This is a genomic window from Pseudaquabacterium pictum, assembly GCF_005403045.1.
GTDB lineage: Bacteria > Pseudomonadota > Gammaproteobacteria > Burkholderiales > Burkholderiaceae_C > Pseudaquabacterium > Pseudaquabacterium pictum.
The window spans coordinates 1-26,627 of record NZ_BJCL01000030.1; the positions used below are offsets into that span (position 1 = coordinate 1).

General features: G+C 72.1%; 24 protein-coding genes and 1 tRNA gene. 11 read left to right on the plus strand and 14 right to left on the minus strand.

Going from position 1 to position 26,627, the window contains the following annotated elements; translation table 11 throughout:
* From FFT10_RS27880 to FFT10_RS26780, 3 genes are all read left to right on the plus strand, one after another.
* Positions 1–250 (plus strand): hypothetical protein (locus FFT10_RS27880; protein ID WP_373282616.1); only part of this gene is annotated, 250 nt, incomplete at its 5' end.
* Positions 251–309: 59 nt separating this feature from the next.
* Entirely contained in the window at positions 310–1,026 is a 717-nt protein-coding gene (locus FFT10_RS26775; RefSeq protein WP_137735952.1) for a glutathione binding-like protein, read from the plus strand.
* A gap of 16 nt (positions 1,027–1,042) precedes the next feature.
* Positions 1,043–2,191 carry an epoxide hydrolase family protein gene (locus FFT10_RS26780; RefSeq protein WP_137735953.1) on the plus strand — a complete coding sequence of 383 codons (1,149 nt, stop codon included), beginning with the start codon at positions 1,043–1,045 and terminating at the stop codon, positions 2,189–2,191.
* A gap of 22 nt (positions 2,192–2,213) precedes the next feature.
* Here FFT10_RS26780 and FFT10_RS26785 read toward each other — a convergent pair whose 3' ends face one another.
* The 8 genes from FFT10_RS26785 to rsmB form a co-directional block, all read right to left on the minus strand.
* Positions 2,214–3,182 (minus strand): NADPH:quinone oxidoreductase family protein, encoded by a 969-nt coding sequence (locus FFT10_RS26785; RefSeq protein ID WP_137735954.1) that lies wholly within the window; start codon positions 3,180–3,182, stop codon positions 2,214–2,216.
* An 88-nt stretch (positions 3,183–3,270) separates the two neighbouring features.
* Complete coding sequence (locus FFT10_RS26790) at positions 3,271–4,251, minus strand: adenylate/guanylate cyclase domain-containing protein (protein WP_162520943.1); 981 nt, start codon at positions 4,249–4,251, stop codon at positions 3,271–3,273.
* Between the two features lie 103 nt (positions 4,252–4,354).
* Complete coding sequence (locus FFT10_RS26795; RefSeq protein WP_162520944.1) at positions 4,355–6,370, minus strand: acyltransferase family protein; 2,016 nt, start codon at positions 6,368–6,370, stop codon at positions 4,355–4,357.
* Positions 6,371–6,537: 167 nt separating this feature from the next.
* Positions 6,538–6,613 (minus strand) — tRNA-Phe (locus FFT10_RS26800).
* A 49-nt stretch (positions 6,614–6,662) separates the two neighbouring features.
* On the minus strand, positions 6,663–7,385 hold the full coding sequence (locus tag FFT10_RS26805; RefSeq protein WP_137735957.1) for a response regulator: 723 nt from the start codon (positions 7,383–7,385) through the stop codon (positions 6,663–6,665).
* Positions 7,386–7,394: 9 nt separating this feature from the next.
* On the minus strand, positions 7,395–9,761 hold the full coding sequence (locus tag FFT10_RS26810) for a sensor histidine kinase (RefSeq protein WP_137735958.1): 2,367 nt from the start codon (positions 9,759–9,761) through the stop codon (positions 7,395–7,397).
* Positions 9,758–10,333, minus strand: coding sequence for a DUF4390 domain-containing protein (locus tag FFT10_RS26815; protein WP_137735959.1), 576 nt, complete (start codon positions 10,331–10,333; stop codon positions 9,758–9,760). Before FFT10_RS26815 ends, FFT10_RS26810 begins: the two co-directional genes overlap by 4 nt.
* A 49-nt stretch (positions 10,334–10,382) precedes the next feature.
* Positions 10,383–11,747, minus strand: coding sequence for a 16S rRNA (cytosine(967)-C(5))-methyltransferase RsmB (rsmB, locus tag FFT10_RS26820; protein ID WP_137735960.1), 1,365 nt, complete (start codon positions 11,745–11,747; stop codon positions 10,383–10,385).
* 81 nt (positions 11,748–11,828) lie between these two features.
* On the opposite strand from rsmB, the gene folE reads away from it, so the two are divergent.
* Together folE and FFT10_RS26830 are read left to right on the plus strand one after the other, a co-directional pair.
* A complete protein-coding gene (folE, locus tag FFT10_RS26825) occupies positions 11,829–12,557 on the plus strand; it encodes a GTP cyclohydrolase I (RefSeq protein WP_137735961.1) in 729 nt (242 codons plus the stop codon).
* A gap of 26 nt (positions 12,558–12,583) precedes the next feature.
* Positions 12,584–13,012, plus strand: coding sequence for a BLUF domain-containing protein (locus FFT10_RS26830; protein ID WP_137735962.1), 429 nt, complete (start codon positions 12,584–12,586; stop codon positions 13,010–13,012).
* A 7-nt stretch (positions 13,013–13,019) separates the two neighbouring features.
* On the opposite strand, the gene FFT10_RS26835 is transcribed toward FFT10_RS26830, so the two are convergent.
* Together FFT10_RS26835 and queC are read right to left on the minus strand one after the other, a co-directional pair.
* The gene (locus tag FFT10_RS26835) at positions 13,020–13,565 is read right to left on the minus strand and encodes a LemA family protein (RefSeq protein WP_137735963.1); all 546 of its coding nucleotides are present in this window, start codon (positions 13,563–13,565) and stop codon (positions 13,020–13,022) included.
* Positions 13,562–14,287 carry a 7-cyano-7-deazaguanine synthase QueC gene (gene queC / locus FFT10_RS26840; protein ID WP_137735964.1) on the minus strand — a complete coding sequence of 242 codons (726 nt, stop codon included), beginning with the start codon at positions 14,285–14,287 and terminating at the stop codon, positions 13,562–13,564. The genes FFT10_RS26835 and queC overlap by 4 nt, the downstream gene beginning before the upstream one ends.
* 126 nt (positions 14,288–14,413) lie before the next feature.
* On the opposite strand from queC, the gene FFT10_RS26845 reads away from it, so the two are divergent.
* Positions 14,414–15,892: a toll/interleukin-1 receptor domain-containing protein gene (locus FFT10_RS26845; protein ID WP_162520945.1), complete on the plus strand. Its 1,479-nt coding sequence runs from the start codon at positions 14,414–14,416 to the stop codon at positions 15,890–15,892.
* On the plus strand, positions 15,889–18,396 hold the full coding sequence (locus FFT10_RS26850; RefSeq protein ID WP_137735966.1) for an nSTAND1 domain-containing NTPase: 2,508 nt from the start codon (positions 15,889–15,891) through the stop codon (positions 18,394–18,396). Before FFT10_RS26845 ends, FFT10_RS26850 begins: the two co-directional genes overlap by 4 nt.
* Here FFT10_RS26850 and FFT10_RS26855 read toward each other — a convergent pair whose 3' ends face one another.
* Complete coding sequence (locus FFT10_RS26855; RefSeq protein ID WP_137735967.1) at positions 18,397–19,677, minus strand: glutamate-5-semialdehyde dehydrogenase; 1,281 nt, start codon at positions 19,675–19,677, stop codon at positions 18,397–18,399.
* Positions 19,678–19,742: 65 nt separating this feature from the next.
* Between FFT10_RS26855 and FFT10_RS26860 the strand changes: the two genes are divergently transcribed.
* Complete coding sequence (locus tag FFT10_RS26860; RefSeq protein ID WP_137735968.1) at positions 19,743–20,237, plus strand: outer membrane protein assembly factor BamE; 495 nt, start codon at positions 19,743–19,745, stop codon at positions 20,235–20,237.
* 72 nt (positions 20,238–20,309) lie between these two features.
* Here FFT10_RS26860 and FFT10_RS26865 read toward each other — a convergent pair whose 3' ends face one another.
* Genes FFT10_RS26865 through FFT10_RS26875 form a run of 3 tightly spaced genes read right to left on the minus strand, consistent with a single transcriptional unit; the run spans position 20,310 to position 24,283 of the window.
* Positions 20,310–21,332 carry an AEC family transporter gene (locus FFT10_RS26865; RefSeq protein ID WP_137735969.1) on the minus strand — a complete coding sequence of 341 codons (1,023 nt, stop codon included), beginning with the start codon at positions 21,330–21,332 and terminating at the stop codon, positions 20,310–20,312.
* Between the two features lie 19 nt (positions 21,333–21,351).
* Positions 21,352–21,666: a DUF167 domain-containing protein gene (locus FFT10_RS26870; RefSeq protein ID WP_228027341.1), complete on the minus strand. Its 315-nt coding sequence runs from the start codon at positions 21,664–21,666 to the stop codon at positions 21,352–21,354.
* Position 21,667: 1 nt separating this feature from the next.
* The gene (locus FFT10_RS26875; protein WP_137735971.1) at positions 21,668–24,283 is read right to left on the minus strand and encodes a DNA topoisomerase III; all 2,616 of its coding nucleotides are present in this window, start codon (positions 24,281–24,283) and stop codon (positions 21,668–21,670) included.
* 132 nt (positions 24,284–24,415) lie between these two features.
* Here FFT10_RS26875 and FFT10_RS26880 point away from each other — a divergent pair, with 132 nt between their 5' ends.
* The 3 genes from FFT10_RS26880 to FFT10_RS26890 form a co-directional block, all read left to right on the plus strand.
* Positions 24,416–24,997 (plus strand): SET domain-containing protein, encoded by a 582-nt coding sequence (locus FFT10_RS26880; RefSeq protein ID WP_373282617.1) that lies wholly within the window; start codon positions 24,416–24,418, stop codon positions 24,995–24,997.
* Positions 24,994–25,884: a biotin--[acetyl-CoA-carboxylase] ligase gene (locus tag FFT10_RS26885; RefSeq protein WP_228027342.1), complete on the plus strand. Its 891-nt coding sequence runs from the start codon at positions 24,994–24,996 to the stop codon at positions 25,882–25,884. Before FFT10_RS26880 ends, FFT10_RS26885 begins: the two co-directional genes overlap by 4 nt.
* Positions 25,878–26,627: hypothetical protein (locus FFT10_RS26890; RefSeq protein WP_137735973.1), on the plus strand; the 750-nt coding region annotated here is incomplete at its 3' end. The genes FFT10_RS26885 and FFT10_RS26890, both read left to right, overlap by 7 nt.

The following is a 26,627-nucleotide window of genomic DNA, read 5'->3' on the forward strand; positions in this document are numbered from 1 at the left end:
CCCGGCGCCAGCGGCGGCCTCGGCCGCCGCACCGGTGGCCGCTGCGCCGCGCGGCATCGACACGCCGGTGCCCAAGGTGGCCGCGCGCGACAGCGAGCCGGTGCTGCTGCAGACACGCAGCCTCGGCCCGGCCGAACGCTGCGAAGGCCGCGGCGCGGTGGCCAGCGCCGTCTGCATCGAGCGCCTGTGCCGCAGCGAGCCCGGCCTGCGCGAGCATCCCGACTGCCAGCGCGCCCGCACGCCGCGCTGACGCCCCATGCCGACCCGCGGCCCGGCTGGTCGGGCTGCCATCCAACGCCAGGAGCCCCGATGATCGACCTGTACTACTGGACCACGCCCAACGGCCACAAGATCACGCTGTTCCTGGAAGAGGCCGGCCTGCCCTACCAGCTGCACCCGGTCAACATCGGCAAGGGCGACCAGTTTCAGCCCGACTTCCTGGCCATCGCGCCGAACAACCGCATCCCGGCCATCGTCGACCATGCGCCGGCCGATGGCGGCGCGCCGTTGCCGCTGTTCGAATCGGGCGCCATCCTGCTGTACCTGGCCGACAAGCTGCAGCGCTTCATCCCCGCCGACCTGCGCGGGCGCAACGTGGCGCTGCAGTGGCTGTTCTGGCAGATGGGCGGGCTGGGGCCGATGGCCGGGCAGAACCACCACTTCGGCACCTTCGCGCCGGAGAAGATCCCCTACGCCATCGACCGCTATGTGAAGGAGACCGGCCGGCTCTACGGCGTGCTGAACAAGCACCTGGGCCAGCAGGCCGCGGCTGGGAAGGACTGCATCGCCGGTGACTATTCCATCGCCGACATGGCCTGCTACCCCTGGGTGGTGCCGCACGAGCGCCAGCGCCAGAACCTGGCGGACTTTCCGCACCTGCAAGCCTGGTTCCAGCGCATCCAGGCGCGGCCGGCCACGGTGCGGGCCTATGCCCGCGCGCTGGAGGTCAACGCCGCGCCGCCGGCCCCGCCCGACGAGGCCGCCCGCAAGATCCTGTACGGGCAGGACCAGTCCACCGTGCGCTGACCACCAGCACCGCGCCATGGCCGACGACAGCCTCCGCCCGTTCACCATCGATGTGCCGCAGGCGGTGCTGGACGACCTGCGCCAGCGCCTGGCCCGCACCCGCTGGCCGGAGGCTGCGCCCGTGGACGGCTGGCAGCAGGGCGTGCCGCTGGCCTGGCTGCAGGCCATCTGCCGGCACTGGGCCACCGGCTACGACTGGCCGCAGCGCCAGGCGCTGCTGAACCGCCACCCGCAGTTCCTCACCACGCTGGACGGGCTGGACATCCACTTCCTGCATGTGCGCTCGCCGCATGCCGGTGCCATGCCGCTGCTGCTGACCCATGGCTGGCCGGGCTCGGTGGTTGAATTCCAGCAGGTCATCGGCCCGCTGACCGATCCCACCGCCCACGGCGGCCGTGCGGAAGATGCGTTCCACCTGGTGATCCCGTCGCTGCCGGGCTTCGGCTTCAGCGCCAAGCCCGCCACCACCGGCTGGGGCGTGGACCGCATCGCCGCCGCCTGGGCGCAGCTGATGGCGCGGCTGGGCCACCACCGCTATGCCGCCCAGGGCGGTGACTGGGGATCGGCCGTGACCAGCGCCCTCGGCGGGCTGGATGCGGCGCACTGCCTGGGCATCCATGTGACGCTCGCCATGGGCGCGCGGCCGCTGCCGGCCGACCCGACACCGCCCGAGGAAGCGCACGCGCTGCAGCGGCTGCAGTTCTACCGCGACTGGGACGCGGGCTATTCCACCCAGCAGGCCACCCGGCCGCAGACCCTGGGCTATGCGCTCACCGACTCTCCCGCCGGCCAGGCGGCGTGGATCCTCGAGAAGTTCTGGGCCTGGACCGATTGCAACGGCGATCCGCTGACGGTCATCGACCGCGACGCGCTGCTCGACAACCTGATGCTGTACTGGGTGACGGCCAGCGCCGCCTCGTCGGCCCGGCTGTACTGGGAGAGCTTCGGCCCGGGAAAGCGCAAGCCGCTGCCGGTGGCCGTGCCCACCGGCGTGGCGGTGTATCCGCAGGAGATCGTGCCGCCTGTGCGGCGGTGGATGGAGGCGGCCGGGTTCAGCCACATCCGCCACTGGCAGGCCATGCCGCGCGGCGGTCACTTCGCCGCCTTCGAGCAGCCGGCACTGTTCGTCGACGACCTGCGGGCGTTCTTCGGCACGCTGCGCTGAACCGGCCCGGCGCCGGCCGGCGTCACGGCAGCAGCAGCACCCGCCCCACGGTGGCCCGGTCGCCGGCCTGGGCGCAGGCCTGGGCATGCTCGGTCAGCGGCCAGCGTGCGGTGATCAGCGGCCGGATGCGGCCGTCGCGGTGCAGCGCGGCCACGTCCTGCATCAGCACCCGCGCCGCATCCGGCTGGCGCTCCTTGAACTGCCGCAGGTCCACGCCCACCAGGCTGGCGCCCTTGACGATGGTGAGGTTGCCCTTCAGCTGCCCGATGCTGCCGCTGGCAAAGCCCAGCACCAGGTGGCGCCCGCCCCAGCCCAGGGTGCGGAACGCGGTGTCGGTGAAGGCGCCGCCGACCGGGTCGGCCACCACGTCCACGCCCGCCGGCCCGGCCAGGGCCTTGACCTGGTCCTTCCAGTCGTCGGCGGCCAGGTCGACCACCGCATCGGCACCGGCGGCCTGCACCGCAGCGCACTTGGCTGCGCCGGTGGCTGCGCCGATCACCCGCGCGCCCAGCGCCTTGCCCAGCTGCACCGCCGCGGCGCCCACCGTGCCGGTGGCGCCCAGCACCAGCAGCGTCTCGCCCGGCTGCAGCTGGCCGCGCTCGCGCAGCGCATACAGCGCGGTGCCGTAGGGCATGTACAGCACGGCCGCCTCGTCCAGCGCGGCCTGCGGCGCCACCGGGTGCAACACGTTGGCGGGCACGCACAGCTGCTGGCACCAGGCACCGATCGACACCGAGCCGCCGACCCGGTCGCCCTCCGCCAGGCCGGTGGTGCCAGGGCCCAGGGCCTCGACCACGCCGGCGAATTCACTGCCCACGGTGAACGGCAGGCCGGGCCGCCACTGGTAGCCGCCGCGGGCGATCAGCAGGTCGAAGAACGAGATGCCGCAGGCCTGTACCCGCACCCGCACCTCGCCGGCGGCGGGCTCGGGCGTGGGCAGGGTGTCCAGCTGCAGCGGCTGGTCGAAGGCATGGACGCGCAGGGCTTGCATGGCGGGGTGGCCGGTGGCCGGCAAGGGTGGATGCGCCATGCTAGGCGCCGGGTGACGGCGCACGCCGTCACCCAGGGCTCAGGGCACCTCAGGCCACCATCGTGGCGTCACCGGGGTTGTCGTCGGCCTGCTGGCGGCCCAGCAGATCGAGTGTCATCACGCCCGACAGCACCACCACCGAGCCCGGCAGCGCCGGCGCCTCCTCACCCCGCTGCAGCACGAGGCCATCGACCACCGTGGGATGGGTGCTGACCGAGCGCAGCACATAGCCATCGGGCCCGCGGCGCAGCTCGAAGTGCCAGCGGCTGATCTGCCGCGTGGCCAGCGCATCGGGCAGGGCCAGCACCACGTCGTTGGCAGTCATGCCCTCGATGATGTCGAGCCGGCCGAAGGACACGATGTCCTGCAGCGGCAGGTCGATCACCTCGCCGGTCTGCCGCACCCGCACCGCCACCGGGAAGCGGCTGCGGTCCAGCCAGTGCAGCGACAGCAGCGCCATCGCCCGGCCGGCGCCCTTGAGTTGCACCTCGCCGAGCGGCCGGCAGCGCAGGCGCTGCAGGTTGTCCAGCTCGCGGAAGCAGTCGTGCGACAGGCGGATCTGGCCCGGCTCGGCCGAGGCGGCGATGCGGGCGCAGAGGTTCATCACATCGCCGGTGACCTGCACGCCGTCGGTGAGCACGCGGCCGTGGTGCAGGCCCACGCGCAGCACCACCTGGTCGTCGCGGGCGCGGTGGCGGTTGGCGGCATTCAGGTCATGCTGCAGCGCGCACATCGCCTGCGCGGCCTGGGTGGCATCGCTGAAGATCGACACCGCGCCATCGCCGGCGGTGTCGACCAGCCGGCCGCCATGGGCCTGCAGCGCACGCTCCAGCGCATCCACATGCAACTGCTGCAGCTGGCGGCCGCGTGCATCGCCGAAGCGGGCGAAGTAGGCGGTGGAGCCGACCACGTCGGTGAAGCAGACGGTGGCAGCCGCCTCGAAGCGGCGCGTCAGCTCCTGCGACAGCAGGGTCTGCAGACGGATGATCTCCGTCATCGAGAGGGTGGCGAGGGGCAGGTCGAGGGCCATGGCGGTGGGACGCGTTGCGCGCGCCGCCATGCTAGGGCCAATCGCCGGCACATGGCGCTGGCCGGCCAGCGCCGATGCCACCACCTGGTCGGCCAGGCCGGCCTCAGGGCGCCCGCAGCGCACCCGGCGGAGCGGCGGTGAACAACGGCTGGAACACGCTGGTCAGTGCCAGCGCACCGCTGCGGGTGAGGTGGTTGGTGTCGCGGTAGACCGGCGCGCCATCGATCACGACCGCGCAACGGTCCGCCGGGCACAGCACGCTGGCCGGCCGCAGCACGGCCACCTGTCGAGGCGGCAGGTGCTGCTGGAACAGCGCCTCGACCACCGCCTGGCGGGCCTGGTAGTCCTGCTGCGCGGGTGCCAGGTCCACCGTGCGCTGCAGCGCGACGGCGCGCGCCAGGGCGAGGGGCACCAGATGCTCCGTCTCGGGCACCTGAGCCACCACGGTGACCTGCACGCCGAGGGCCGCCAGCCGGTCCAGGCTGCGCACCAGGCCGCGCTCGAACACCGGACGGTTGCCTGCCGTCGACGGTGCAGCATCGAACCCGTCGCCGATGAACACGGCGGGGCCGGGCTCCTGGCGGAACCGGTGGCCCATGGCGTACACGGCCCAGCGGGCGACCAGCACCACCTGCCGCACATGGGGATGGTCGGCGAGGTAGCGAAAGAACGCTTCGGCGGTTTCGGGGCAGTCGGCCAGGCGGTCGCGCAATTGCCGCACGCCGACCAGTGGCGGACAGCCACGCCGCATGAACGCCACGCCGCTGGCACCGGCCTGCGCCGCGGCCGCGTTGAAGGCTGGAAACAGCGTCTCTGCATGCGAGTCGCCCCAGACCACGAAGCTGGGCAGCGCACCGCCTTCGGCCCCGAGCTTGCAAAGCCGGCCGTCGACCGGACGCCTTGGAGGCGCCAGAGGGCGGCAGTCGGCGGCCGTGCCAAGGTCGGTGCGCGCGCGCAGCAGGGCCAGCGCCTCGGGCTGAAAGCGGCCTGGGAAGCCGTCACCCCGGGCCAGGCCCACACCGACCAGCAGCGACACTGCCATGGCAGCAGCGCCGGCCACGATCACCCGGCCAGGTCCGGTGGCGCTGCCCCCGCGCCGGAACGGCTGCTCGATGAAGCGCCAGCTGCACAGCGCAAGCGCGACCACGGCAGCCAGCATCAGTGCCGTCTGCCCGGCGGTCAGCGGCTGGATCGCCAAGGTCTTGCAGAAGACGATCACCGGCCAGTGCCACAGATAGAGCGAATACGACATCAGCCCCGTCAGACGCACCGGTGCGTTCGTCAGCAATCGCGAGATCAATCTGTCGCTGTCGGGTGCCGCCAGCAGCACCAAGGCCGCACCCATCACCGGTGGCAAGGCCATGGCACCGGGGAAGCGGGTGGTCTCCGAGTAGGTGGCGACCGGGACGCAGATCAACGCCAGACCCAGCAGCGTGAGCGCACTGGCCGTGCGCGGGCCGATCACCCGCCGGGGCCGGCGGTGCAGGGTCACCATGGCCAGTGCGACGCCGACCAGCAGTTCCCAGGCGCGGGACGGCGTGGCGTAGAACGCATGGTCAGGCTTGTGCGCCAGCAGCCAGAGCGCGTACGCGAACGACAGCGCGGCCAGCACCAGCATGACGGCCAGCAGTCGGGGTCGGAACCAGCGCCAGCCAGCGGCCAGCACCAGCGGAAACAGCAAGTAGAACTGCTCCTCGACGGCGAGCGACCACATGTGCAGCAGCGGCTGGCTCTCGGCGGGCGCGGCGAAATAGCCGGCATCGCGCATGAAGTGGACGTTGGCGAGGAACAGCGCCGTGGCGGCCAGGCTTCGTCCGAAGCCGTTCAGTTCGGTCGGGAACAGGAGCCAGCTGGCGGCCGCCGTGCTGGCAACCAGCACGGCCACCAGCGCCGGCAGGAGGCGGCGGATGCGGCGCTCGTAGAACAGCAGCAGGGAGAACTGCCCGGCCTGCAGCGCGCGCAGCAGGATGCCGGTGATCAGGAACCCGGAAACGACGAAGAACACGTCGACGCCGACATAGCCGCCGCCGAATCCCGGCACGCCTGCGTGGTACAGAACCACCGGCACGATGGCCACGGCACGCAGGCCGTCGATCTCGGGTCGGTGTTCGGAACGCATGCGGTCAACGGCGAGCAATCGACAAGGATACCCGGCAGGCATTGCGCGGCGGGCCCGGCGTGACGGCAGCATGGGCGCGGTCACGCGTGCGCAGCAGGCATGAAAAAGCCCGCGCTGCGGCGGGCTTTCGGCATGCAGGCAGGTGAGGTTGCAGCCTGCCTTGATTTTGGTGGCCTGGGGCGGAATCGAACCACCGACACGCGGATTTTCAATCCGCTGCTCTACCAACTGAGCTACCAGGCCGAGCCTGTGAGTATAGCCTGATTTCGGCGCCGCGCCGCCAGCCTGGCGGCTACAGGCCGGCGCGCTTGCTGCGGGCCAGGTCCACGCCCAGCTGCTTGAGCTTGCGGTAGAGGTGGGTGCGCTCCAGCCCGGTCTTCTCGGCCACGCGGGTCATCGAGCCGTTCTCCTTGGCCAGGTGGAACTCGAAGTAGCTCTTCTCGAAGGCGTCGCGGGCCTCGCGCAGCGGGCGGTCGAGGTCGAAGCTCTGCTCGGGCTGCGGGCCCAGCAGCGGCGCCGGCAGGCTGGCGCCCAGGCTGCCCGCCGGCGGCAGCGGGTCGCCCGGCAGGGGAATCGGGTCGCTGCGCACCGCGCCCGGGGCCTGGCCGTTCAATGGTGCCGACAGCGCCGGCACCGGCGCCAGGCGCGGCGCCGGCCGCACCAGCGCCTGCTCCACCGCACGCAGCAGCTTCTGCAGCGTGATCGGCTTTTCCAGGAAGGCGCTGGCACCGTACTTGGTGGCCTCCACCGCGGTGTCGATGGTGCCGTGGCCGCTCATCATGATCACCGGCATGGTCAGCAGGCCGGCGGCGCCCCATTCCTTGAGCAGCGAGATGCCGTCAACGTCGGGCATCCAGATGTCCAGCAGCACCAGGTCGGGCTTCAGGCGCTCCCGCGCAGCCCGGGCTTCGGCAGCGTTCTCGGCCAGGTCCACGGTGTGGCCCTCGTCGGAGAGGATTTCCGACAGCAGGCCGCGGATGCCCAGCTCGTCGTCAACTACAAGGATCGTGGCCATGCGTGCTCGCTACCCCTGTGCGGCACGGCTGGCCGTTGCAGGGGTGGGGTTCTGGGGGCTGGCGGTTGCCGGCATGTCGGGGGCATGGGGGATCTGCGCCGGGGCAAATCGAGAAAATGATAACGAAACCTGCGCCCCGATCACCGCGCCTTCGGCGGGCACGCCATCGGCGGTGGCCACCGGCTCCGCCCGGCGGTTGACGATGCGCACCCGCGCGCCATGCTCGTCAGCGATCTTCTTGACCACCGCCAGCCCCAGGCCGGTGCCCTTGGGCTTGGTGGTGACGTAGGGCTCGAAAGCCCGCTTGAGAACCTTGTCGCCGAAGCCGCCACCATTGTCGCTGACGCGCAGGCGCACGGCGCGCAGCTCGCCACCGTCGTTGCGGGCGGTCTCGGTGATCACCTGCACCAGGCCGTCGGGCCGCTGCTCCACCGCGTCCAGCGCGTTCTGCACCAGGTTGTGGATGACCTGGCGCAGCTGGCTGGTGTCCCCCTCGATCAGCGGCAGCGCCTCGGCCAGCCGGGCCTGCAGGCGGCCCTGCTCCTGCGGCGCGGCATACAGGCCCAGCACCTCCAGCACCAGGGCGTTGAGGTCCAGCGGGTGCAGCTGGGCCGCGGGCAGGCGGGCGTAGTCGCGGAATTCATCGACCAGCTGCTTCATCGCCTGCACCTGGGCCACGATGGTGGCCACGCTGCGGCTGAGCATGGCGCGGTCGGCCTCGGCATCGAGCTTGGCGGCCAGCTTGTGCTCCAGCCGCTCGGCGCTCAGCTGGATCGGCGTCAGCGGATTCTTGATCTCGTGCGCCAGCCGGCGCGCCACCTCGGCCCAGGCCACGCTGCGCTGGCCCGAGACGACCTCGGTGATGTCGTCGAAGACCAGCAGCCGCGCGTCACCCGGCAGGCTGGCGCCGCGCAGCAGCAGGTTCAGGCTCTCGCCCTTGCCCAGCTGCAGCTCGAAGGCGTCCTGCCAGTGGTCGCGCTCGCCGTCCTCGGGGCTGGTGCGGTGCATCTCGCTGCGCTGCCACACGGCGTTCGAGAACTCGGCCAGTCCCGGCACCTCGGCCAGCGGGCGGCCGCGGTAGGCCGACAGCGGCTGGCGCAGGATGCGGGTGGCACCCGGGTTGACGGTGTCGATGGCGCCCTGGCGGTCGAACACGATGACGCCGGCGGTCAGGCTGTCCAGGATGGTCTGCAGCCGGGTGCGGGCGCCCTCCAGCTGGGCCACGCCGCGCTGCACCTGGGCCCGCGCGTCCGACAGCTGCTCGGTCATCTGCGCGAAGCTGCGGGTCAGGCCGCCCAGCTCGTCGCGGCTGGCGAACACCGGCTTGGCCGTCAGGTCGCCCTCGGCGACCTGGCGCACGCCGTCAGCCACCAGCAGCAGCGGCCGCACGATCTGGTTGCCCAGGCTGACGGCCAGCAGCAGCGCGCCGAACACCGACAGCACCAGCGACAGCGTCAGCGTGCCCACCACCATGCGGCGCAGGCCGTCGCGGGCCAGGGCGCGCTGCTGGTACTCGCGGTAGGCGGCCTGCACCGCCAGGGCATTGGCCACCAGCGCATCGGGCAGCGGCTGCACCAGCATCAGGAAGCGCTCTTCATTGGCCGCCGCCAGGTTGATGTCGGTGTTGGGCACCAGGGCCACGGCACGCACCCGGGCGCTGGGGCGGGCACCGGCCTGGGGCTCGTCGTCCAGGCCTTCGAGCACGCCCACGCTGCGCTGCAGCCGGGCCTGGCGCAGCAGCGCGGCGGCCGGCCGCTCGGGCACCAGGGCGGCATTGCTGCCGCCGGCGCTGGCCAGCACCTGGCCGTTGGCACCCAGCAGCACTGCATCGCGCACGCCCAGCTGCTGGCGGGTGCGCTCCAGCGCCAGCGGGCCGATGGGCTGCTTGCCCTCGGGCAGGCGGGCGTCCAGCTGGCGGGCATCGGCCAGGCGCTCGGCCGCGGTGCGGGCCTGGTTGCTGAGATCGGCCACGGCCGCATCCAGCGTGCTGCGGCCCAGCGACAGGCCGGCGTCCAACGCCTGCGCCACCTGCACGTCGAACCAGGTGTCGATGCTGCGGGTGACGAACTGGTAGGACACGCCGTAGATCAGCAGCCCCGGCACCACGCCCACCAGCGCAAACACGCCGGCCAGCTTGGCCAGCAGCCGGCTGCCGAACTTGCCGCGCTTCAGCCGGGTGACCAGCCGTGCCGCGCCCAGGCCGATGACCAACAGCAGCAGGCCAGCCACCGCCACGTTCACCCAGAACAGCCAGACGAAGTGCCGCTCGGCCAGCCAGCCGCTGGTCGACAGGCTCAGCACGAAGGCCAGCACCAGCGCCGCGCCCAGCACGGCCAGCGCCGACACGCCCAGCGCCCAGCGGGCCGACTTGGTCACTCGACCCTCAGACTGCGCTCGATGCCCAGCTTCCAGTCACCGCCCAGGTCGATCTGCATCGGCTGCGGCAGCTGGCTGTTGTCCAGGCTGAAGCTGAATTCGACATGGTGGCGGCTGCCGTGCTCCAGCTTGTCCAGCTCCACCACCCGCCAGCCGCTGATCTGCGACAGCGGCGCCATCGCCTCGGACAGCGTGGCATAGCCCTGCGACAGGTTGCCCAGGCTGAGCCGCCAGCTGGCGGTGAGCGGCTGGTAGGCCAGGCGCCAGGTGCGGCTGACGCGGGCGATGCGCTCGTCGCGCCAGTACCAGCGGTCGCGGTAGACGGTGGCGCGGGCATTGAAGTACAGCGGCACGCCGCGGTGCAGCGCGTCCTCGATGGCCGGGCCCAGCGTCAGGCGGGCGCTGAATTCCAGCGTCAGGTCGCCATCGCGGCGCTGCAATTGCAGCTGCTTGAGCTCCACCGCCTGCGCACCCACCCCCAGCGGCTGCAGCAGCAGCAGCAGACCCAGACACAGGGCCAGCCACCAACGCACCAGGGCGATGCGCGCCGGCGGAGCAGGGCGGTGGGGCATGCGCGGCAGCGAGGGATGCAACAGCTGGCAGCGCATCGGCAGCACAGGCTCAGGGTTGGTGGATCAGGGCGTAGAAGAAACCATCGCCGGCAGGGCCGGTGGCGGGGTTGTCGGGATTGTCCGGCACGCCCGGCAGGTGGCCGGGCGAGGCCGCTGCCAGGCGGGGTTGCTGGGTGGCATGGCGTTGCAAAAAAGCATCGATCTGGTGCATGCCTTCGGCGCGGAACAGCGAGCAGGTGGCATACAGCAGCCGCCCGCCGGGCGCCAGCAGCGGCCACAGCGCGTCCAGCAGCTGGGCCTGGATGGCGGCCAGCGCGGCCACGTCGGCCGGCCGGCGCAGCCAGCGCACATCGGGGTGGCGGCGCACGATGCCCGAGGCGGTGCAGGGTGCATCCAGCAGGATGGCGTCGAAGCGGCGGCCGTCCCACCAGCTGGCCACAGCGCGCGCATCGGCGGCACGCAGCTGGACGGTGCCGCCGGCGACCGGCAGGCGCAGGCGGTCCAGCGTCTGCTGCACCCGCTGCAGGCGGGTGGCGTCGGCATCCAGGGCCAGCAGGTCCAGATCGGCGCGCTCCAGCAGCTGGGCGGTCTTGCCGCCGGGCGCGGCGCAGGCATCCAGCACCCGGGCGCCGGCCGGCAGCGGCGGCAGCATGCCGGGGCCGGTGCCGCCCAGCAGCAGCGGACCGGCGCGCTGGGCCGACAAGTCCTGCACCGACACATCGCCCTCGGCAAAGCCGGGCAGCTGGTGCACCGGGCACGCCTGGTCCAGCACCAGGGCGTGGCCGCCGAACGCGGGATCGTCCACCGGCTGGGCCGACAGGCCGGCGGCGGCCAGGCGCTGCAGGTAGCCGGCCGTGCTGCTGCGGCGGGCGTTGACCCGCAGCACCATCGGCGGCGCCTGGTTGGCCGCGGCCATCAGCGCACCGGCCTGGGCGGGCCAATCCTGCTGCAGGCGGTCGATCCACCAGGCCGGGTGCTGGTGGCGGGCCACCGGCTGCTGCAGAGCCTGGGCGACGAGCGCGTCCTGCTCGCGCAGGAAGCGGCGCAGCACCGCATTGATGAACTTGGCAGCCGCGGGCACACGGGCACGCGCGCTGGTCACCGCCTGGTCGACCAGGGTGTGCGGCGCATACGGCGGCGGGCTGCCGGTGGGCCACAGCAGGGCCAGGGCGCTGAGCAGCAGGCCATCGACCGCCGGCGGCGGCGCCTTGGGTGCCAGCAGGGCGCGCACGGTGAGCGCGCCGCCCAGCGCCCGCAGCACGCTGAAGCTCAGCGCCTGGGTGCCGGCGCGCAACTCGGCCGGCGTGGCGGCCAGCAGATCGTTCAGCGAACGGCCCGCGCGCACGCCGGCCACCGCATCGGCCACCGCCCCCAGCAGGCGGTGCAGGGGCGGCGAGGCGGCAGATGCAGGCATCGGAGAAGTCTATCCCCCGGCCCGAGCGCCAAGCCGGTGCAGCCCCCACAATGGCAGACCCTGGAGACAACAAACGCGCCCATGCCGGACCACGACCCCATCTTTCGCAGCGAAGAAGAACTGGCGCGCCTGTCCGCCAGCGAGCGCATCCGCTACCGCCTGGTGGGCGCCGGCCGGCGCTACCACGCCAACGACAACATCGCCGAGCACATCCGCGAGGGCGAGCTCACCGAACTGAAGGCCGAGGTGCAGCAGCACATGCAGCAGGTGCTGCGCGCGCTGGTGATCGACACCGACAGCGACCACAACACCAACGAGACCGCCAAGCGGGTGGCCAAGATGTTCGTGGAAGAGGTGTTCCGCGGCCGCTACGTGCCGATGCCGGCGGTCACCGAATTCCCCAACTTCTCGCGCCTGAACGAGCTGATGATCGTCGGCCCGATCACCGTGCGCAGCGCCTGCAGCCACCACCTGTGCCCGATCCTGGGCCGGGTGTGGATCGGCGTGCTGCCCAACGAGCATTCCAACCTGATCGGCCTGTCGAAGTACGCGCGGGTGTGCGAATGGGTGATGAGCCGCCCGCAGATCCAGGAAGAGGCGGTGGTGATGCTGGCCGATGCGCTGCAGGAGCGGGTCAAGCCCGACGGCATGGCCATCGTGATGGAGGCCGACCACTTCTGCATGCACTGGCGCGGCGTGAAGGACGACGACACCGCGATGACCAACAGCGTGATGCGCGGCGCCTTCCTGAAGGACCCCAACCTGCGGCGCGAATTCCTCTCGCTGCTGTCGAAGAAGAACGCCTCTTGAACGCTGACCGAAGCAGGGACATGAACATGCTGGTACGACTGCTGTATGCAAGCCGGGCTGCGGCCCACATGGACCAGGACGCGCTGCTCGCCATCCTGCGCCAGAGCAAGGGCAACAACCCGCCGATCGGCGTGACCGGGCTGCTGTGCTACTCAGGCGGCATCTTCATCCAGGCGCTGGAAGGTGGCCGCGCCGCGGTGAACAAGCTGTACCTGAAGATCGCCGCCGACACGCGCCACACCGACGTGGTGCTGCTCAGCTACGAGGAGATCGGCGAACGCCGCTTTGCCGGCTGGGCCATGGGCCAGGTCAACATGGGCCGGCTGAACCCGGCGCTGCTGCTGAAGTACTCGGCCACCGCGGAGCTGGATCCGTATTCGGTGTCGGGTGCGGTGTCGCTGGCGATGTTCGACGAGCTGGTGGCCACCGCGTCGATCATGGCCGAACGCGGCTGAGGCCGCGCTAAAACCGCCCGGCGCGCCCGAAGCGCAGCAGCGAGCCCAGCAGCCGCGTCGGAAACTGGCTGGTGGCGGCGTTGTAGGCCGCACCGGCCTCGTTGAACACCTGGCGCGCAAACGCCAGCCGGGCGGGCGCCACCTTCAGCACCTGCAGCGGCTCGGCTACGGCCGCATCGGCCAGCAGCGCCGGCTGCTGTTCCACCAACGCCACCAGGCGCACCAGCACGGCGGCCAGCACCGCGTCGGCCTTGCCCAGGTCGGCCACCGGATCGGCCGTGGCCGGCGCGCGGCGCACCACATCGGCCGCGGCCTGGGCCTGGACCAGCGCCTGGGCCACCGCATCCCTGGCGGCAGCCTCGGCGGCCAGCGGCTCGGCGGTGGCCTGCAGCAGGGCGGCCACGGCCTGGGCGCGGTCCTGCAGCGCGGCGTCCAGCGTGGTCCAGCCGGCCAGCACCGCGGCCTTCAGCGCGGTGGTGCGGTTGTAGGCGCCCAGCGTCCACAGGCCCAGCACCGCCAGCAACACCGCCCAGGGCAGCCAGTCGTCGATCATGGCGTGGCTCCGGCAGGCTGCCAGGCCTCGAAGCCGTTGCGCCGCAGCGCGCAGGCCGGGCACTGGCCGCAACCATGGCCCCAGGCATGCAGGGTGCCGCGCTCGCCCAGGTAGCAGGTGTGGGTGTGTTCGATGATGAGCGCATTCAGCGCCGCGCCGCCCAGGCGGTCGGTCAGCGCCCAGGTCTGGGCCTTGCTCAACCACATCAGCGGTGTCTCCACCACCATCGGCGCGTCCAGGCCCAGGCTCAGCGCCACCTGCAGGGCCTTGAGGGTGTTGTCGCGGCAGTCGGGGTAGCCGGAGTAGTCGGTCTCGCACATGCCGCCCACCAGCACGCTGGCGCCGCGCCGCCAGGCCAGCGCGGCGGCGAAGTTGAAGAACAGCAGGTTGCGACCGGGCACGAAGGTGTTGGGCAGGCCGTTGGCGGCGATGGCGATGGCGCGCTCGCTGGTCAGCGCGGTGTCGCTCAACTGGCCCAGCAGGCGCAGGTCGAGCAGGTGGTCGTCGCCCAGCCGCGCCGCCCAATGCGGGAACTGCGCGGCCAGCGCATCGCGCACCACGGTGCGGCAGTCCAGCTCGATGCGGTGGCGCTGGCCGTAGTCGAAGCCCACCGTCTCCACCCGTTCGTAGCGGTCCAGCGCCCAGGCCAGGCAGGCGGTGGAATCCTGGCCGCCGGAGAACAGCACCAGGGCGTGGCGGGGGTCGGGGGCAGCGGCGGGCATCGTCAGGTGGCGGGATGGATGGCGCGAGTGTGCCGCAGCACTGTGCCACCCTGTGGACACACCCCATGCCCGGCGGCGGCGGCCGGGCGCATGATGCGCACGCCGATCCAGCGGCCCCCACCCGCCATGCCCTTCGACCTGCACGCCTTCATCAGCTACGCCCACATCGACAACGAGCCGCTGGAGCCCGGCCAGCCCGGCTGGGTGAGCCGCTTCCATGCGGTGCTGAAGACGCGGCTGAGCCAGCGCCTGGGCGAGCCGGCGCGGCTGTGGCGCGACGACAAGCTGCGCGGCGACGATGTCTTCGGCGACGAGATCCGCGCCCAGCTGCCGCGGGCGGCGCTGCTGGTGTCCATCCTGTCGCCGCGCTATGTGCGCTCCGACTGGTGCACCGCCGAGGTGGCCGGCTTCGCCGCGGCGGCCGGCGCCACCCAGGTGCAGAACAAGACCCGGGTGGTGAAGGTGCTGAAGACGCCGCTGGCCCCGGGCGACCGGGTGCCACCGGTGTTTGAACGCTCGCTGGGCCATCCCTTCTACAAGGACGAGGGCGCGCGCCAGGTCGAGATCGACCCCGCCTTCGGCGACGACGCGCGGCAGGAGTTCCTGCGCCGGGTCAGCGACCTGGCGGTGGAGATGGCCGACAACCTGCGCGCGCTGGCCGAGGCTGCGCCGGCCGCCGCGGCGCCGGCAGCCAGTGGCCAGGTGGTGTTCGTGGCCGAGTGCGGGCGCGACCTGCAGGCGGTGCGCGCCCAGCTGGTGACCGACCTGCGCCTGCACGGCCACACCGTGCTGCCGGCGCAGCAGTTGCCGTTGAGCGAAGACCTGTTGCGCGCCGAACTGGCCACGCTGCTGGCCCGCGCCACGCTGGCGGTGCACCTGGTGGGCAGCAGCGCCGGGCCGGTGCCCGACGGCCCCACCGGCCAGCCGCTGGTGGCGCTGCAGAACACGCTGGCCGCCGCCGCGGCGCAGGCCCGCGGCCTGCGCCGCATCCTGTGGCTGGCACCTGGCGCCCAGGGTGAGCGGCCGGAGCAGCAGGCCTGGCTGGACGCGCTGCAGACCGACGCCGACCTGCAGCGTGGTGCCGACCTGCTGCGCGGCGAACCCGAGGCGCTGAAAAGCGCGGTGCACCAGGCGCTGCAGGCCCTGCAGCAGCCGGTGGCTGCGCCCACGCCGGCCAGCGGCAGCGGACCGCGGGTGCACCTGCTGATGACCGAGGCCGACCGCGCCGCGGTGGTGCCGCTGGTCAAGGCCCTGCGCGGCCTGGGCCTGGCGGTCAGCGTGCCGGTGTTTGCCGGCGACGCTGCCGAGCTGCGCCAGCGCAACGCCCAGCTGGTGGCCGACAGCCGCGCGGTGCTGGTCGTCTACGGCGCCGGCGACGAGGCCTGGAAGTTCCACCAGGTCAGCGACCTGCAAAAGCAGGCCGCCATCGCCGGCCGTGGCCCGTCGCGCTGGCTGGCGCTGCTGCCGCCGGTGACCCCCGACAAGGAACTGGAGCAGGCCCTGGCCGATCCCGCCACGCTGGACCTGCTGGCCGGCGTGCCGGCCGCTGCGCTGGCGCCGCTGCAGGCCGCGCTGGGCGTGGCAGTGCCCGGCGCGCAGGCATGACGGCGGTGGCGCCGGTGCGCAACCCCTTCCCCGGCCTGCGGCCGTTCCGCGAAGACGAGGAGCCGCTGTTCTTCGGCCGCGAGGCGCATGTCGACAGCATGGTCGACGCGCTCGGCGCGCACGGCTTCCTGGCGGTGGTGGGCAGCTCGGGCTCGGGCAAGTCGTCGCTGGTCAGCTGCGGGCTGATCCCGGCGCTGCACCGCGGCCTGCTGGCCCGCACCGGCAGCGGCTGGCGGGTGGCCACCTGCCGTCCCGGCAGCCAGCCGATGGCCGCGCTGGCGGAAGCACTGGCCCAGCCGGCGGTGCTGCCCCAGCCGGCCGAGGACGAGACCGGCTTCCACCCGGCCGAACTGGTGGCCGCCACGCTCGGCATGGGCAAGCGCGGCCTGCTGGAGGCCTACCGCGAGGCCCGGCCGCTGCTGGTGGACCGGCCCAACCTGCTGGTGGTGGTCGACCAGTTCGAGGAGCTGTTCCGCTACCGCGCCCTGGGCGGCGAGGCCAGCGCCGCCGAGACCGCCACCGCCTTCGTCAACCTGCTGCTGGAGGTGGCCCACCAGCCGCGCGATGCCGCCCTGCCGGTGTTCGTGGTGATCACGATGCGGTCGGACTTCCTCGGTGAATGCGCCCAGTTCGACGGCCTGCCCGAGGCCATCAACCGCGGCCAGTACCTGGTGCCGCGCATGACCCGCGAGCAGCGCCGCGCGGCGATTGCCGGCCCGGTGGGTGTGTGCGGCGCCAGCATCGACCCGGTGCTGCTGACCCGCCTGGTCAACGAGGTGGGCGACAACCCCGACCAGCTGTCGATCCTGCAACATGCGCTCAACCGCACCTGGGCCTGCTGGCGCGATGCCGGCGCCACCGGTCCGCTGCTGGCCGACCACTACGACGCCAAGGGCGCGATGGCCGGCGCGCTGGACCAGCATGCCGACGAGGCCCTGGCCCAGCTGCAGCCCGGCCGCCAGCAGGCGTTGTGCGCCGCGCTGTTCCGCGCCATCACCGACCGGGGCAGCGACGCCCGCGGCACCCGCCGCCCCACCCGGCTGGACACGCTGTGCGCCATCACCGGCGCCAGTGCCGACGAGCTGGACGCGGTGATGGCGCCTTTCCGCGACCCCGAGCGCGCCTTCCTGATGCCGCCGCATGGCGTGCCGCTGCAGCCGGCCACGGTGGTCGACATCTCGCACGAGAGCCTGATGCGGGTGTGGGGTGCGCTGCGCGGCTGGGTGGACGAGGAGGCCGAGTCGGCCCGCATCTACCGCCGACTGGCCGAGACCGCCGAGCTGCACCGCGACAACCAGGTGCTGCTGCTGGTGCCGCCCGAGCTGCAGCTGGTGACGGCCTGGGCGGCGCGCCAGCAGCCCAACGCCGCCTGGGCGGCGCGGATCCGGCCCGGCTTCGACGCGGCGATGCAGTTCCTGCAGCAGAGCCAGGCCGCGCATGCCACAGCGCTGGCGGCCGAACAGGCCCGCGAGCAGGCGGCGCGCGAGGCCGAGGCCGAACGCCAGCGCCAGGCCCTGCAGGCCGAGGCCGAGGCCCAGCAGCACGAGCTGCTGAAGCTGCTGAACAAGCGCTGGCGGCTGTGGGTGGTGCCGCTGGCGCTGGCCGCCGCTGGCGCGCTCTACTGGCAGTACCAGCGGGTGCGGGCCGAGGCCGACAGCGCCCGCCAGCAGGCCGCGCTGGCGCTGGAACAGGCGGCACGCATCCCGCAGCTGGAGAAGGCCCTGGAAGCCGCGCAGTTGCAGGCCGCCCAGCGCGAGGCCGCCTGGCGGCGACAGCAGGCGGAAACGGCCGCGGCCCGCCAGAGCCTGCAGAGCGAGCGGCCGCAGCCGGTGCTGTACCTGCAGTTCGCCGATGCCGGCCAACGGCCCGAGGTGGAGCGCCTGCGCCAGGCCCTGGCCCAGGACGACCTGCGGGTGCCGCCGGCGGAGCTGGTGCGCCAGGTGCCGCAGCGGCACCAGCTGCGCTACTTCCGCGCGGAGGATGCCGCGCTGGCGCAATCGCTGGCCGCCCGGCTGGCACAGCTGGGCCTGCCGGGGGTGCAGCCGGTGCTGGCGGCAACCGATGCCACGGTGGCCCAGCGCCAGCAGGTCGAGCTGTGGCTGGCGCGGCCCGACGCCACCGCCGAACTGGCCCGCCTGGTGCCCGATCTGGACTCGCCCGACAAGGCCCGGCGCCTGGCCGCCGGTGCCGCGCTGCAGAACCGCTGGCTGGCCGCGCCCGAAGCCATCGCCGCAGTGCTGGGGCTGTTCGATGCCGGCCGCATCGAGACGCTCGGCGAGACCGGCCGGCTCAACGCGCTGTACTTCCTGAGCCGCACCGTGCTGACCGCCTGGACGCCCGACCTGGCCCAGCGCGGCCGCGCCGCGGTGGCCCGCATCGCCGCGCGCGAGAAGGCCGGCGTGGCCGTCGGCGCCCAGACCCGTGCCGAGCTGGACCGGCTGAACGCGGTGCTGGATGCAGTGCAAGCCGGCGGCAAGGCCAGCGCCAGCCCGCAGGGGCGCTAGCTAGCCGCGCACCTCGCCCTGGCCCAGCACCACCCACTTCATCGAGGTCAGCCCCTCCAGCCCCACCGGCCCGCGGGCGTGGAACTTGTCGGTGGAGATGCCGATCTCGGCACCCAGGCCGTATTCGAAGCCGTCGGCGAACCGGGTGCTGGCATTGACCATCACGCTGGCCGAGTCCACCTCGCGCAGGAAACGCATCGCATTCGGGTGGTTGGTGGTCAGGATCGCATCGGTGTGGTGGCTGCCGAAGCGGTTGATGTGGGCGATGGCCGCATCCAGGCTGTCCACCAGTTTGATGCTGATGACCGGCGCCAGGTACTCCTCGGCCCAGTCGGCCTCGGTGGCATCCACCAGCTGGGCGCCGGGCACGGCCACCATGATGGCCTTGGACGCCGGGCAGACGCGCATCTCCACGCCCTTGGCCGCGAAGATGGCGCCGATGCGCGGCAGGAAGGCCGCGGCCTGGGCCTGGTGGACCAGCAGCGATTCGGCCGCATTGCAGGGGCTGTACTTCTGCGTCTTGGCGTTGTCGGTCACCACCAGGGCCTGGTCGATGTCGACCTCGGCATCGACGTAGACATGGCAATTGCCGTCCAGGTGCTTGATCACCGGCACCCGGGCCTCGGCACTGATGCGCTCGATCAGGCCCTTGCCGCCACGCGGGATGATCACGTCCACGTACTCGGGCATGGCGATCAGGCGGCCGACGGCGGCGCGGTCGGTGGTCTCCACCAGCTGCACCGCATCGGCCGGCAGGCCGGCCTCCACCAGCGCGGCCTGCACCAGGCGCCACAGCGCCAGGTTGCTGTGCAGGGCCTCGCTGCCGCCACGCAGGATGGCAGCATTGCCGCTCTTGATGGCCAGGCTGGCGGCCTCGATCGTCACGTTGGGCCGGCTCTCGTAGACCATGCCGAACACGCCCAGCGGCACCCGCATCTGGCCCACGCTGATGCCGGTGGGCCGGCGCTTGACGTTGGTGATCTCGCCCACCGGGTCGGGCATCGCGGCCAGCTGCTCGCAGCCCTCGGCCACGGTGGCGATGACCGCCGGCGTGAGCTTGAGCCGGTCGACCAGCGGCGCGGCCAGGCCGGCGGCACGGGCGGCCGCCAGGTCCAGCTCGTTGTGGTCGGCCAGGTCGGCACCGGCCTCGCGCAGGCGGCGCGCCAGCGCGCGCAGGGCGTTGTTCTTGGCCGCCGTGCCGGCGGCGGCCATGGTGGTGGCGGCAGCGCGGGCGGCCACACCCACATGGGCCATGTACGCGGGGATGTCGGTGGGGTTCATCCCGCAATTTTCCCAGAACGGTGCGGGCTGCAGAATGCGGCCCACCGCCACCCCTTCCAACACCGATGCGCCGACTGCTGATCCCCCTGCTGCTGTCCGTGGCCGCCCTGCTGTCGGCCTGCGACACCGAACGCGCCGCCAGGCTGGAAGAAGGCGTGTCGACCGAAGCCGATGTGCGGGCCCAGTTCGGCGAACCGGTGCAAGTCACCGAGCGGGCCGACGGCAGCAAGCTGCTGGCCTACCCGCGCCAGCCCGAGGGCTGGACCAACTACCAGGCCGAGATCGGCGCCGACGGCAAGCTCACCGCCTTGCGGCAGCTGCTGACCGAAGCCAACTTTGCGAAGGTGCAGCCGGGCATGCCGCAGGCCGCGGTGGGCCAGCTGCTGGGCCGCCATGCGCGTGAACTGCGCTACGCCACCAAGCCCGGCGAGACGGTGTGGCGCTGGCATGTGCAGCGCGGGCAGGACAAGAAGGTGTTCGACGTGGCCTTCGACGCCAACGGCCAGGTGCTGCAGGCCACGCTGGGCGACGACGAGCGCCAGACGCAGCCGGGTGGCTGAGCCCGGACACAAAGCCTCCTGAGGAGGCTTTGTGCCTGGCGAAGCGGCCGAGCTCCGCGAGGCCGTGGGCCCTCAGCCCAGCCGCGCCAGCACCGCCAGCCACAGCGTGACCGTGGCCATGTAGCCCACGGTCGACAGCACGATGGCGGTGGTGGCCTCGGCCTCCAGCGTGCGGTAGCGCTGCGCGAAGATCAGCGCATTGCTGCCACTGGGCAGCGCCGCCATCAGCACCACCACCTTCAGCGCCAGGCCCTGCAGGCCCAGCCCCCAGTGGGCCACGGCCAGCACCAGGGCCGGCAGCACCAGCAGCTTCAGCAACGTGGTGGCCAGCGCACTGCGGGCGGCGCGGCGCACCGTGGCGGTGTCGGTGTAGGCCAGGGTGATGCCGATCAGCACCAGACACAGCGGCGCCACCGCCGTGCCCAGCAGGGCCAGGGTCTCGTCCACCGGCGCGGGAAGCGGCACGCCGGTGGCATGCCACAGCCCGCCCAGCAGCACCGGCAGCGTGACCGGGTGCACCACCGCATTGCGCACCGTGCTCTTGAGCGTGCGCCACAGGCTGGCGCTGGCCTCGTGCAGCGAGCGGGTGCGCGCCAGGTCCAGCTCCACCAGCATGGTGCACAGGGTCAGCAGCACCAGCGCATGCAGGCTGATCAGCGCCACATGGATGCCCAGCCCGGCCTCGCCGAACAGCGCGGCCACCACCGGCACGCCCACCTGGGCCGAGTTGCCGAAGGTGGCGGCAAAGGCCCGCACCGCCGGCTGTGCGGCGGTGCGCTCGCTGGCCTCCAGGTCGGCCCCTGCGGCCAGGGTGGGCTGGCGCAGCCGGTGCCAGCCGTACAGCACCAGCACATAGGCCACCGCCGGGCCGAAGTAGGCGCCCAGCGCCGACCAGGGCATGGTGGCCACGTCCATGCGCGCGGTGGCGCGGAACAGCAGCGCCGGCACGAAGATGTAGAACGCCGCGTTGCCCAGCAGCCGGGCCGGATCGATGCCGCCCGCGGGCTCGCCCAGCCAGCGCATGCGGCCGGCGGCCCAGCCCAGGGCCACGGTGCAGAAGATGGCCAGCAGCTTGTGGAAGATGAGCAGGCTCATCGTGCGGCGGGCGGCTTGCTCAGGGACACAGCACCCGGTCCAGCCAGGTGGCCACGGCCAGCTCGGGCAGCGCCACCTGCACCTGCTTGCGGCGCGATGCCTCGCCGCGCAGCAGCACCAGGTCCCGCTTGGGGCAGCGCAGCTCGGTGGCCAGCCAGGCCAGCAGCTGGCTGTTGGCCTTGCCGTCGACCGGCGGTGCGGCCAGACGCACCCGCAGCGCGCCGTCGTGCAGGCCGTCCACGCCGGTGTGCTTGGCACCGGGCTGCACGCTCAGGTCGAGCACGCACAGCTCGGCGCCTGCCGCGCGCAGGCAAGGCCAGCCGGGGGCGGCCAACTCAGGCCGCCTTCTTGCGGGCAGCCTTCTTAGCGGGTGCGGCCGTCTTGGCCGCCGCTGTCTTGCGCGCCGGGATGACCTTGCCATCGCCACGCGGCGCGAACTCGAATCCCACCTTGCCTTCCTTCTCGTCCCACACCAGCATGGCCTTGAACTTGCGCTTGGTGCGGTTGCTGACGAAGCCGTCGAGCAGGTCGGTCTTGCCGGTGGCCAGCAGCTTGGTCACCTGCTCATGGCTGACCGGCTGGGTGAGGATGATCTTGCCGGTCTTGAAGTCGCAGGTGACGGGCGCGCTCACCGCATGCTCGCAGGCGTAGTTGCTGCCGTGCTCGTAGACATGGCCCTTGCACTTGGGGCAGGCGCCGAAGCTGGGCTGGCCGCTGAAGTCGATGGCCTCGGCCTCGGCCCCATCGGCCTTGGCATCGTCGCCGAAGTCGAACTCCAGCTTCCAGTTGTTGATCTCGTCGTCATGCACCAGCTTCAGCTCGGCGGTGAACGGCCAGCCGGCCTTGGAGCGGAAGCCTTCCAGCGGGCCGACCTTCTTGTCGCGCAGGAAGGTCTCCACCTCGTGCAGCTCGAAGCTGCGGCCGGCGGGGATCTTGGTCATCGAGAAGCCGCAGCCCTCCGACGCACCATCGGCCCCGGTGCAGGTGAAGCGGCGGTAGTTCTCCTTCACCACGCCGCCGCAGTTGGGGCAGGGCTCGGCCAGGGTGGCGTAGTCGCCGGGGATGGTGTCGCGGTCGTATTCCTTGGCCTTGCGCACGATGCGCTCGGCCATGGCCGCGATGCCCTGCATGAACTCGGCGCGGCTCAGCTTGCCCTGCTCCATCTCGGCCAGCTGGTGCTCCCAGTTGCCGGTGAGCTCGGGCTTGGTCAGGTCCTCGATGGCCAGGCCGCGCAGCAGCGTCATCAGCTGGAAGGCCTTGGCCGTGGGCACCAGCTCGCGGCCCTCGCGCAGGATGTACTTCTCCAGGATCAGGCCTTCGATCACCTGCGCCCGCGTGGCCGGCGTGCCCAGGCCCTTCTCGGCCATGGCCTCGCGCAGTTCGTCGTCGTCGATCAGCTTGCCGGCGCCTTCCATCGCGCTCAGCAGCGTGGCCTCGGTGTAGCGGGCCGGCGGCTTGGTCTTCAGCGCGTTGACGCTGATGTGCTCGTTGGCCACCTGCTCGCCGGCCTGCACCGGCACCAGGTTGGCGTCTTCGTCCTGCGCTTCCTTGCCATAGACGGCCAGCCAGCCGGGGTTGACCAGCACCTTGCCGTTGGTCTGGAAGTGGTGGCCTTCCACGATGGTGATGCGGGTGGTGACCATGAACTCGGCCGGCGGGTAGAACACCGCGATGAAGCGCTTGACCACCAGGTCGTAGAGCTTGGCCTCCACCTCGGTCAGGCTCTTGGGCGGCTGCAGCGTGGGGATGATGGCGAAGTGGTCCGACACCTTGCTGTTGTCGAACACCCGCTTGGTCGGCTTCACATAGCCCTCGTTCAGACCCTTGCGCGCATGCAGGGCCAGCGCCTTCAGCGGGCCGGGCAGGTCCTCGTTCGAGATCATCTCGAAGGTGTTCTTCACCGTGGCGAGGTAGTCCTCGGGCAGGGCCCGGCTGTCGGTCCGCGGGTAGGTCAGCACCTTGTGCTTCTCGTACAGCGCCTGGGCGATGGACAGCGTGGTCTTGGCCGAGAAGCCGAAGCGGCTGTTGGCCTCGCGCTGCAGCGTGGTCAGGTCGTACAGCAGCGGGCTGGAGCTGTTGCTGGGCTTGGCCTCTTCGGTGACCGTGCCGGTCTTGCCCAGCACGGCGTCGGAGATGGCGTTGGCATCGCGCTCGTTCCAGAGGCGGTCGGCACGGCGGTCCGGGTCGTCGTCCTTCTTGAACTTGGGATCGAACCACTTGGCCTCGTAGTCGCCGGCCGCGGCGGCGAAGCCGGCCTTGATCTCCCAGTAGTCGCGCGCCACATGCTTGCGGATCTTCTCTTCCCGCTCGACCATGATCGACAGCGTGGGCGTCTGCACCCGGCCCACGGTGGTCAGGAAGAAGCCGCCGTCGCGGCTGTTGAAGGCCGTCATCGCCCGCGTGCCGTTGATGCCGACCAGCCAGTCGGCCTCGCTGCGGCTGCGGGCGGCGTCGGCCAGGCCCAGCATCTGCTTGTCGCTGCGCAGCTGCTCGAAGCCCTCGCGGATGGCCTGCGGCGTCATGCTCTGCAGCCACAGCCGCTGGATGGGCTTGTTCAGCGGCGTCTTCAGGTTGTCGGCGTATTGCACGATCAGCCGGAAGATCAGCTCGCCCTCGCGGCCCGCGTCGCAGGCATTGATCAGCGCCGTCACGTCCTTGCGCTTGACCAGCTTGACCACCGCATTGAGCCGGCTCTTGGCCTTGTCGATCGGCGCCAGGTCGAAGTGCGGCGGCACCACCGGCAAGTGGGCGAAGCTCCACTTGCCGCGCTTGACGTCGTATTCCTCCGGCGCCTTGATCTCCACCAGGTGGCCCACGGCCGAGCTGACCACATAGCGCTCGTTCTCGAAGTGGTCCTCGTGCTTGTCGAACTTGCCAGCCACCGGAGTGAGCGCGCGCACGATGTCCTGCGCCACGCTGGGCTTCTCGGCAATGATCAGGGTCTTGCTCATGTGTCTGGTGATGTCCCTTGGCCAGGCAGCCGGCCTGTTGGGGCCGTGCCTACAATCCGCTTCGCTTCGCGCGCGCCTGCACACCTGTGCACGCGCGCGCCCATGAATTCACTTTAACCAATGAAAGCCGCCGTGCCATCAGCCGTCCGCAAAGCCGCCAAGCCAGCCGCCGCTCCCGCAGGCGCCCCCGCTGCGGCCAAGCCGCCCGCGCCAGGCACCACCAAGGGCCGGCTGCAGGTGCGCGAAAGTGGCGTGCACGGCAAGGGTGTGTTCGCGCTGGTGCCCATCAAGAAGGGCGAGCTGATCCTGGAATACACCGGCGAGGTGATCACCTGGCCCGAGGCGCTGCGCCGCCATCCGCATGACCCGAGCCAGCCCGACCACACCTTCTACTTTCACCTGAACGACGAGCTGGTGATCGACGGCAATGTGGGCGGCAATGCCAGCAAATGGATCAACCACAGCTGCGCGCCCAACATCGAGGCCGATGATGAGTCGGGCCAGGTCTACCTGCTGGCGCTGCGCAACATCAAGCCCGGCGAGGAGCTGTTCTTCGACTACGGCCTGGTGATCGAGGAGCGCTACACCCCGGCGCTGAAGAAGCGCTTCGAGTGCCGCTGCGGCGCCAAGACCTGCCGCGGCACCATGCTGGCACCCAAGCGCAGCAGCGCGCCCAAGGCCACCCAGCGCGCATCCGGCGCGTCCAAGGCTTGAGCCAGGCGCTGGCCCCCGCCCCGCTGCGCTGGGGTGCCGAAGACCTGTGGCTGGCGCTGCAGCCCCTGCTGCCCGGGCTGACGGTGGAGGTGGTCGCCAGCATCGGCTCCACCAACACCGAGCTGCTGGCCCGCGCCCGCCAATCGCCCGCCGATGGCCTGAAACCGGCCCTGCTGGTGGCCGAGCAGCAGACCGCCGGCCGGGGGCGCCAGGGCAAGGCCTGGCAATCGGCGGCCGGTGCGTCGCTGACCTTCAGCCTGGCGCTGCCGCTGGCGCCGGCCGACTGGTCGGGCCTGTCGCTGGCGGTCGGGCTGGCGCTGGCCGACGCGCTGGATCCGCTGGCCGCCGACACCTCCCCGCGCCTGGGCCTCAAGTGGCCCAACGACCTGGTCCTGCTGGACGACGGCGGCCGCGCCGCCCACATCGGCCGCAAGCTGGGCGGCATCCTGATCGAGACGGTGCAGCTCGGCCAGCAGCGCCTGGCGGTGCTGGGCATCGGCCTGAACATCCTGCCCCTGCCGCCGCACGATCCGGCCAACCCGGCGGCCGCCGCACCGGTGCTGAGCTGGGGCCATGCCAGCGTGCAGGAACTGCAACCCGGCCTGGATGCACCCGCCACGCTGAGCCGGGTGCTGCCGCCGCTGGTGCGGGCCATGCAGGCCTTCGACGCGCAGGGCTTTGCGCCGCTGCAGGCGGCCTTTGCCCGGCGCGACGTGCTTTCCGGCCGCGCCGTGGCCACCACCCTGCCCGGCCTGCCCCATGGCCGCGCCGATGGCGTGGATGCCACCGGCACGCTGTGGCTGCAGACCGGTGCCGGCCGCCAGCCGGTTGCCAGCGGCGAAGTCAGCCTGCGGCCGCTGGACGCTGCCGCCCCGCCGCCATGCTGAGAACCCTGGCCCTGGTGCTGCTGCTGGCCAATGCGCTGCTGCTGGCGGCGTTGACCGGGCTGTTCGACGGCGCCGGACCACCCGCCGAGCGCGAGCCCGAGCGCCTGCAGCGCCAGCACCAGCCCGGCCTGGTGCGCATCCTCCCGCCGCAGGCGGCCAGCGCCGCACTGGCCGCCGCCAGCGCGCAGGCGGCCGCGGCCAGCAGCGCTGCGGCCCTGGCCTGCCTGGAGGCCGGCCCGTTCTCGGCCGAGGATGCCCCGGCTGCCGAGCGCACGCTGCGCGAAGCCGGCCTGGCCGATGGCGCCTGGCAGGTGCAGCGCCAGGACGACAGCGGCGCCTTCATGATCTACATGGGCCGCTACGCCGACCGCGAGACGGTGCAGCGCAAGCTGGCCGAGCTGAAGCGGCTGAAGCTGGAGGCCGAAGACCTGCGCGGCACGCCCGAGCTGCAGCCGGGCATCAGCCTGGGCCGCTTCGACAGCCAGGAGGCCGCCCAGGCCGCGATGGCGCAGATGGCCCAGCGCGGCCTGCGCACCGCCCGGGTGATCACGCTGCGCCAGGCCCAGAGCCAGACGGTGCTGCGCGTGCCCGCCGCCGATGCCGCGCTGCGGGCGCGGCTGGCCGGCCTGCAGTTGCCCAGCGGGCCGGGCTTCCTGCCCTGTGCAGGGACGGCGGCGGCACCGGCAGCCTCTGCTGCATCGGCGCCGGCCATGCCGGCGGCCAGCGCGGCCAGCGCGCCCGCC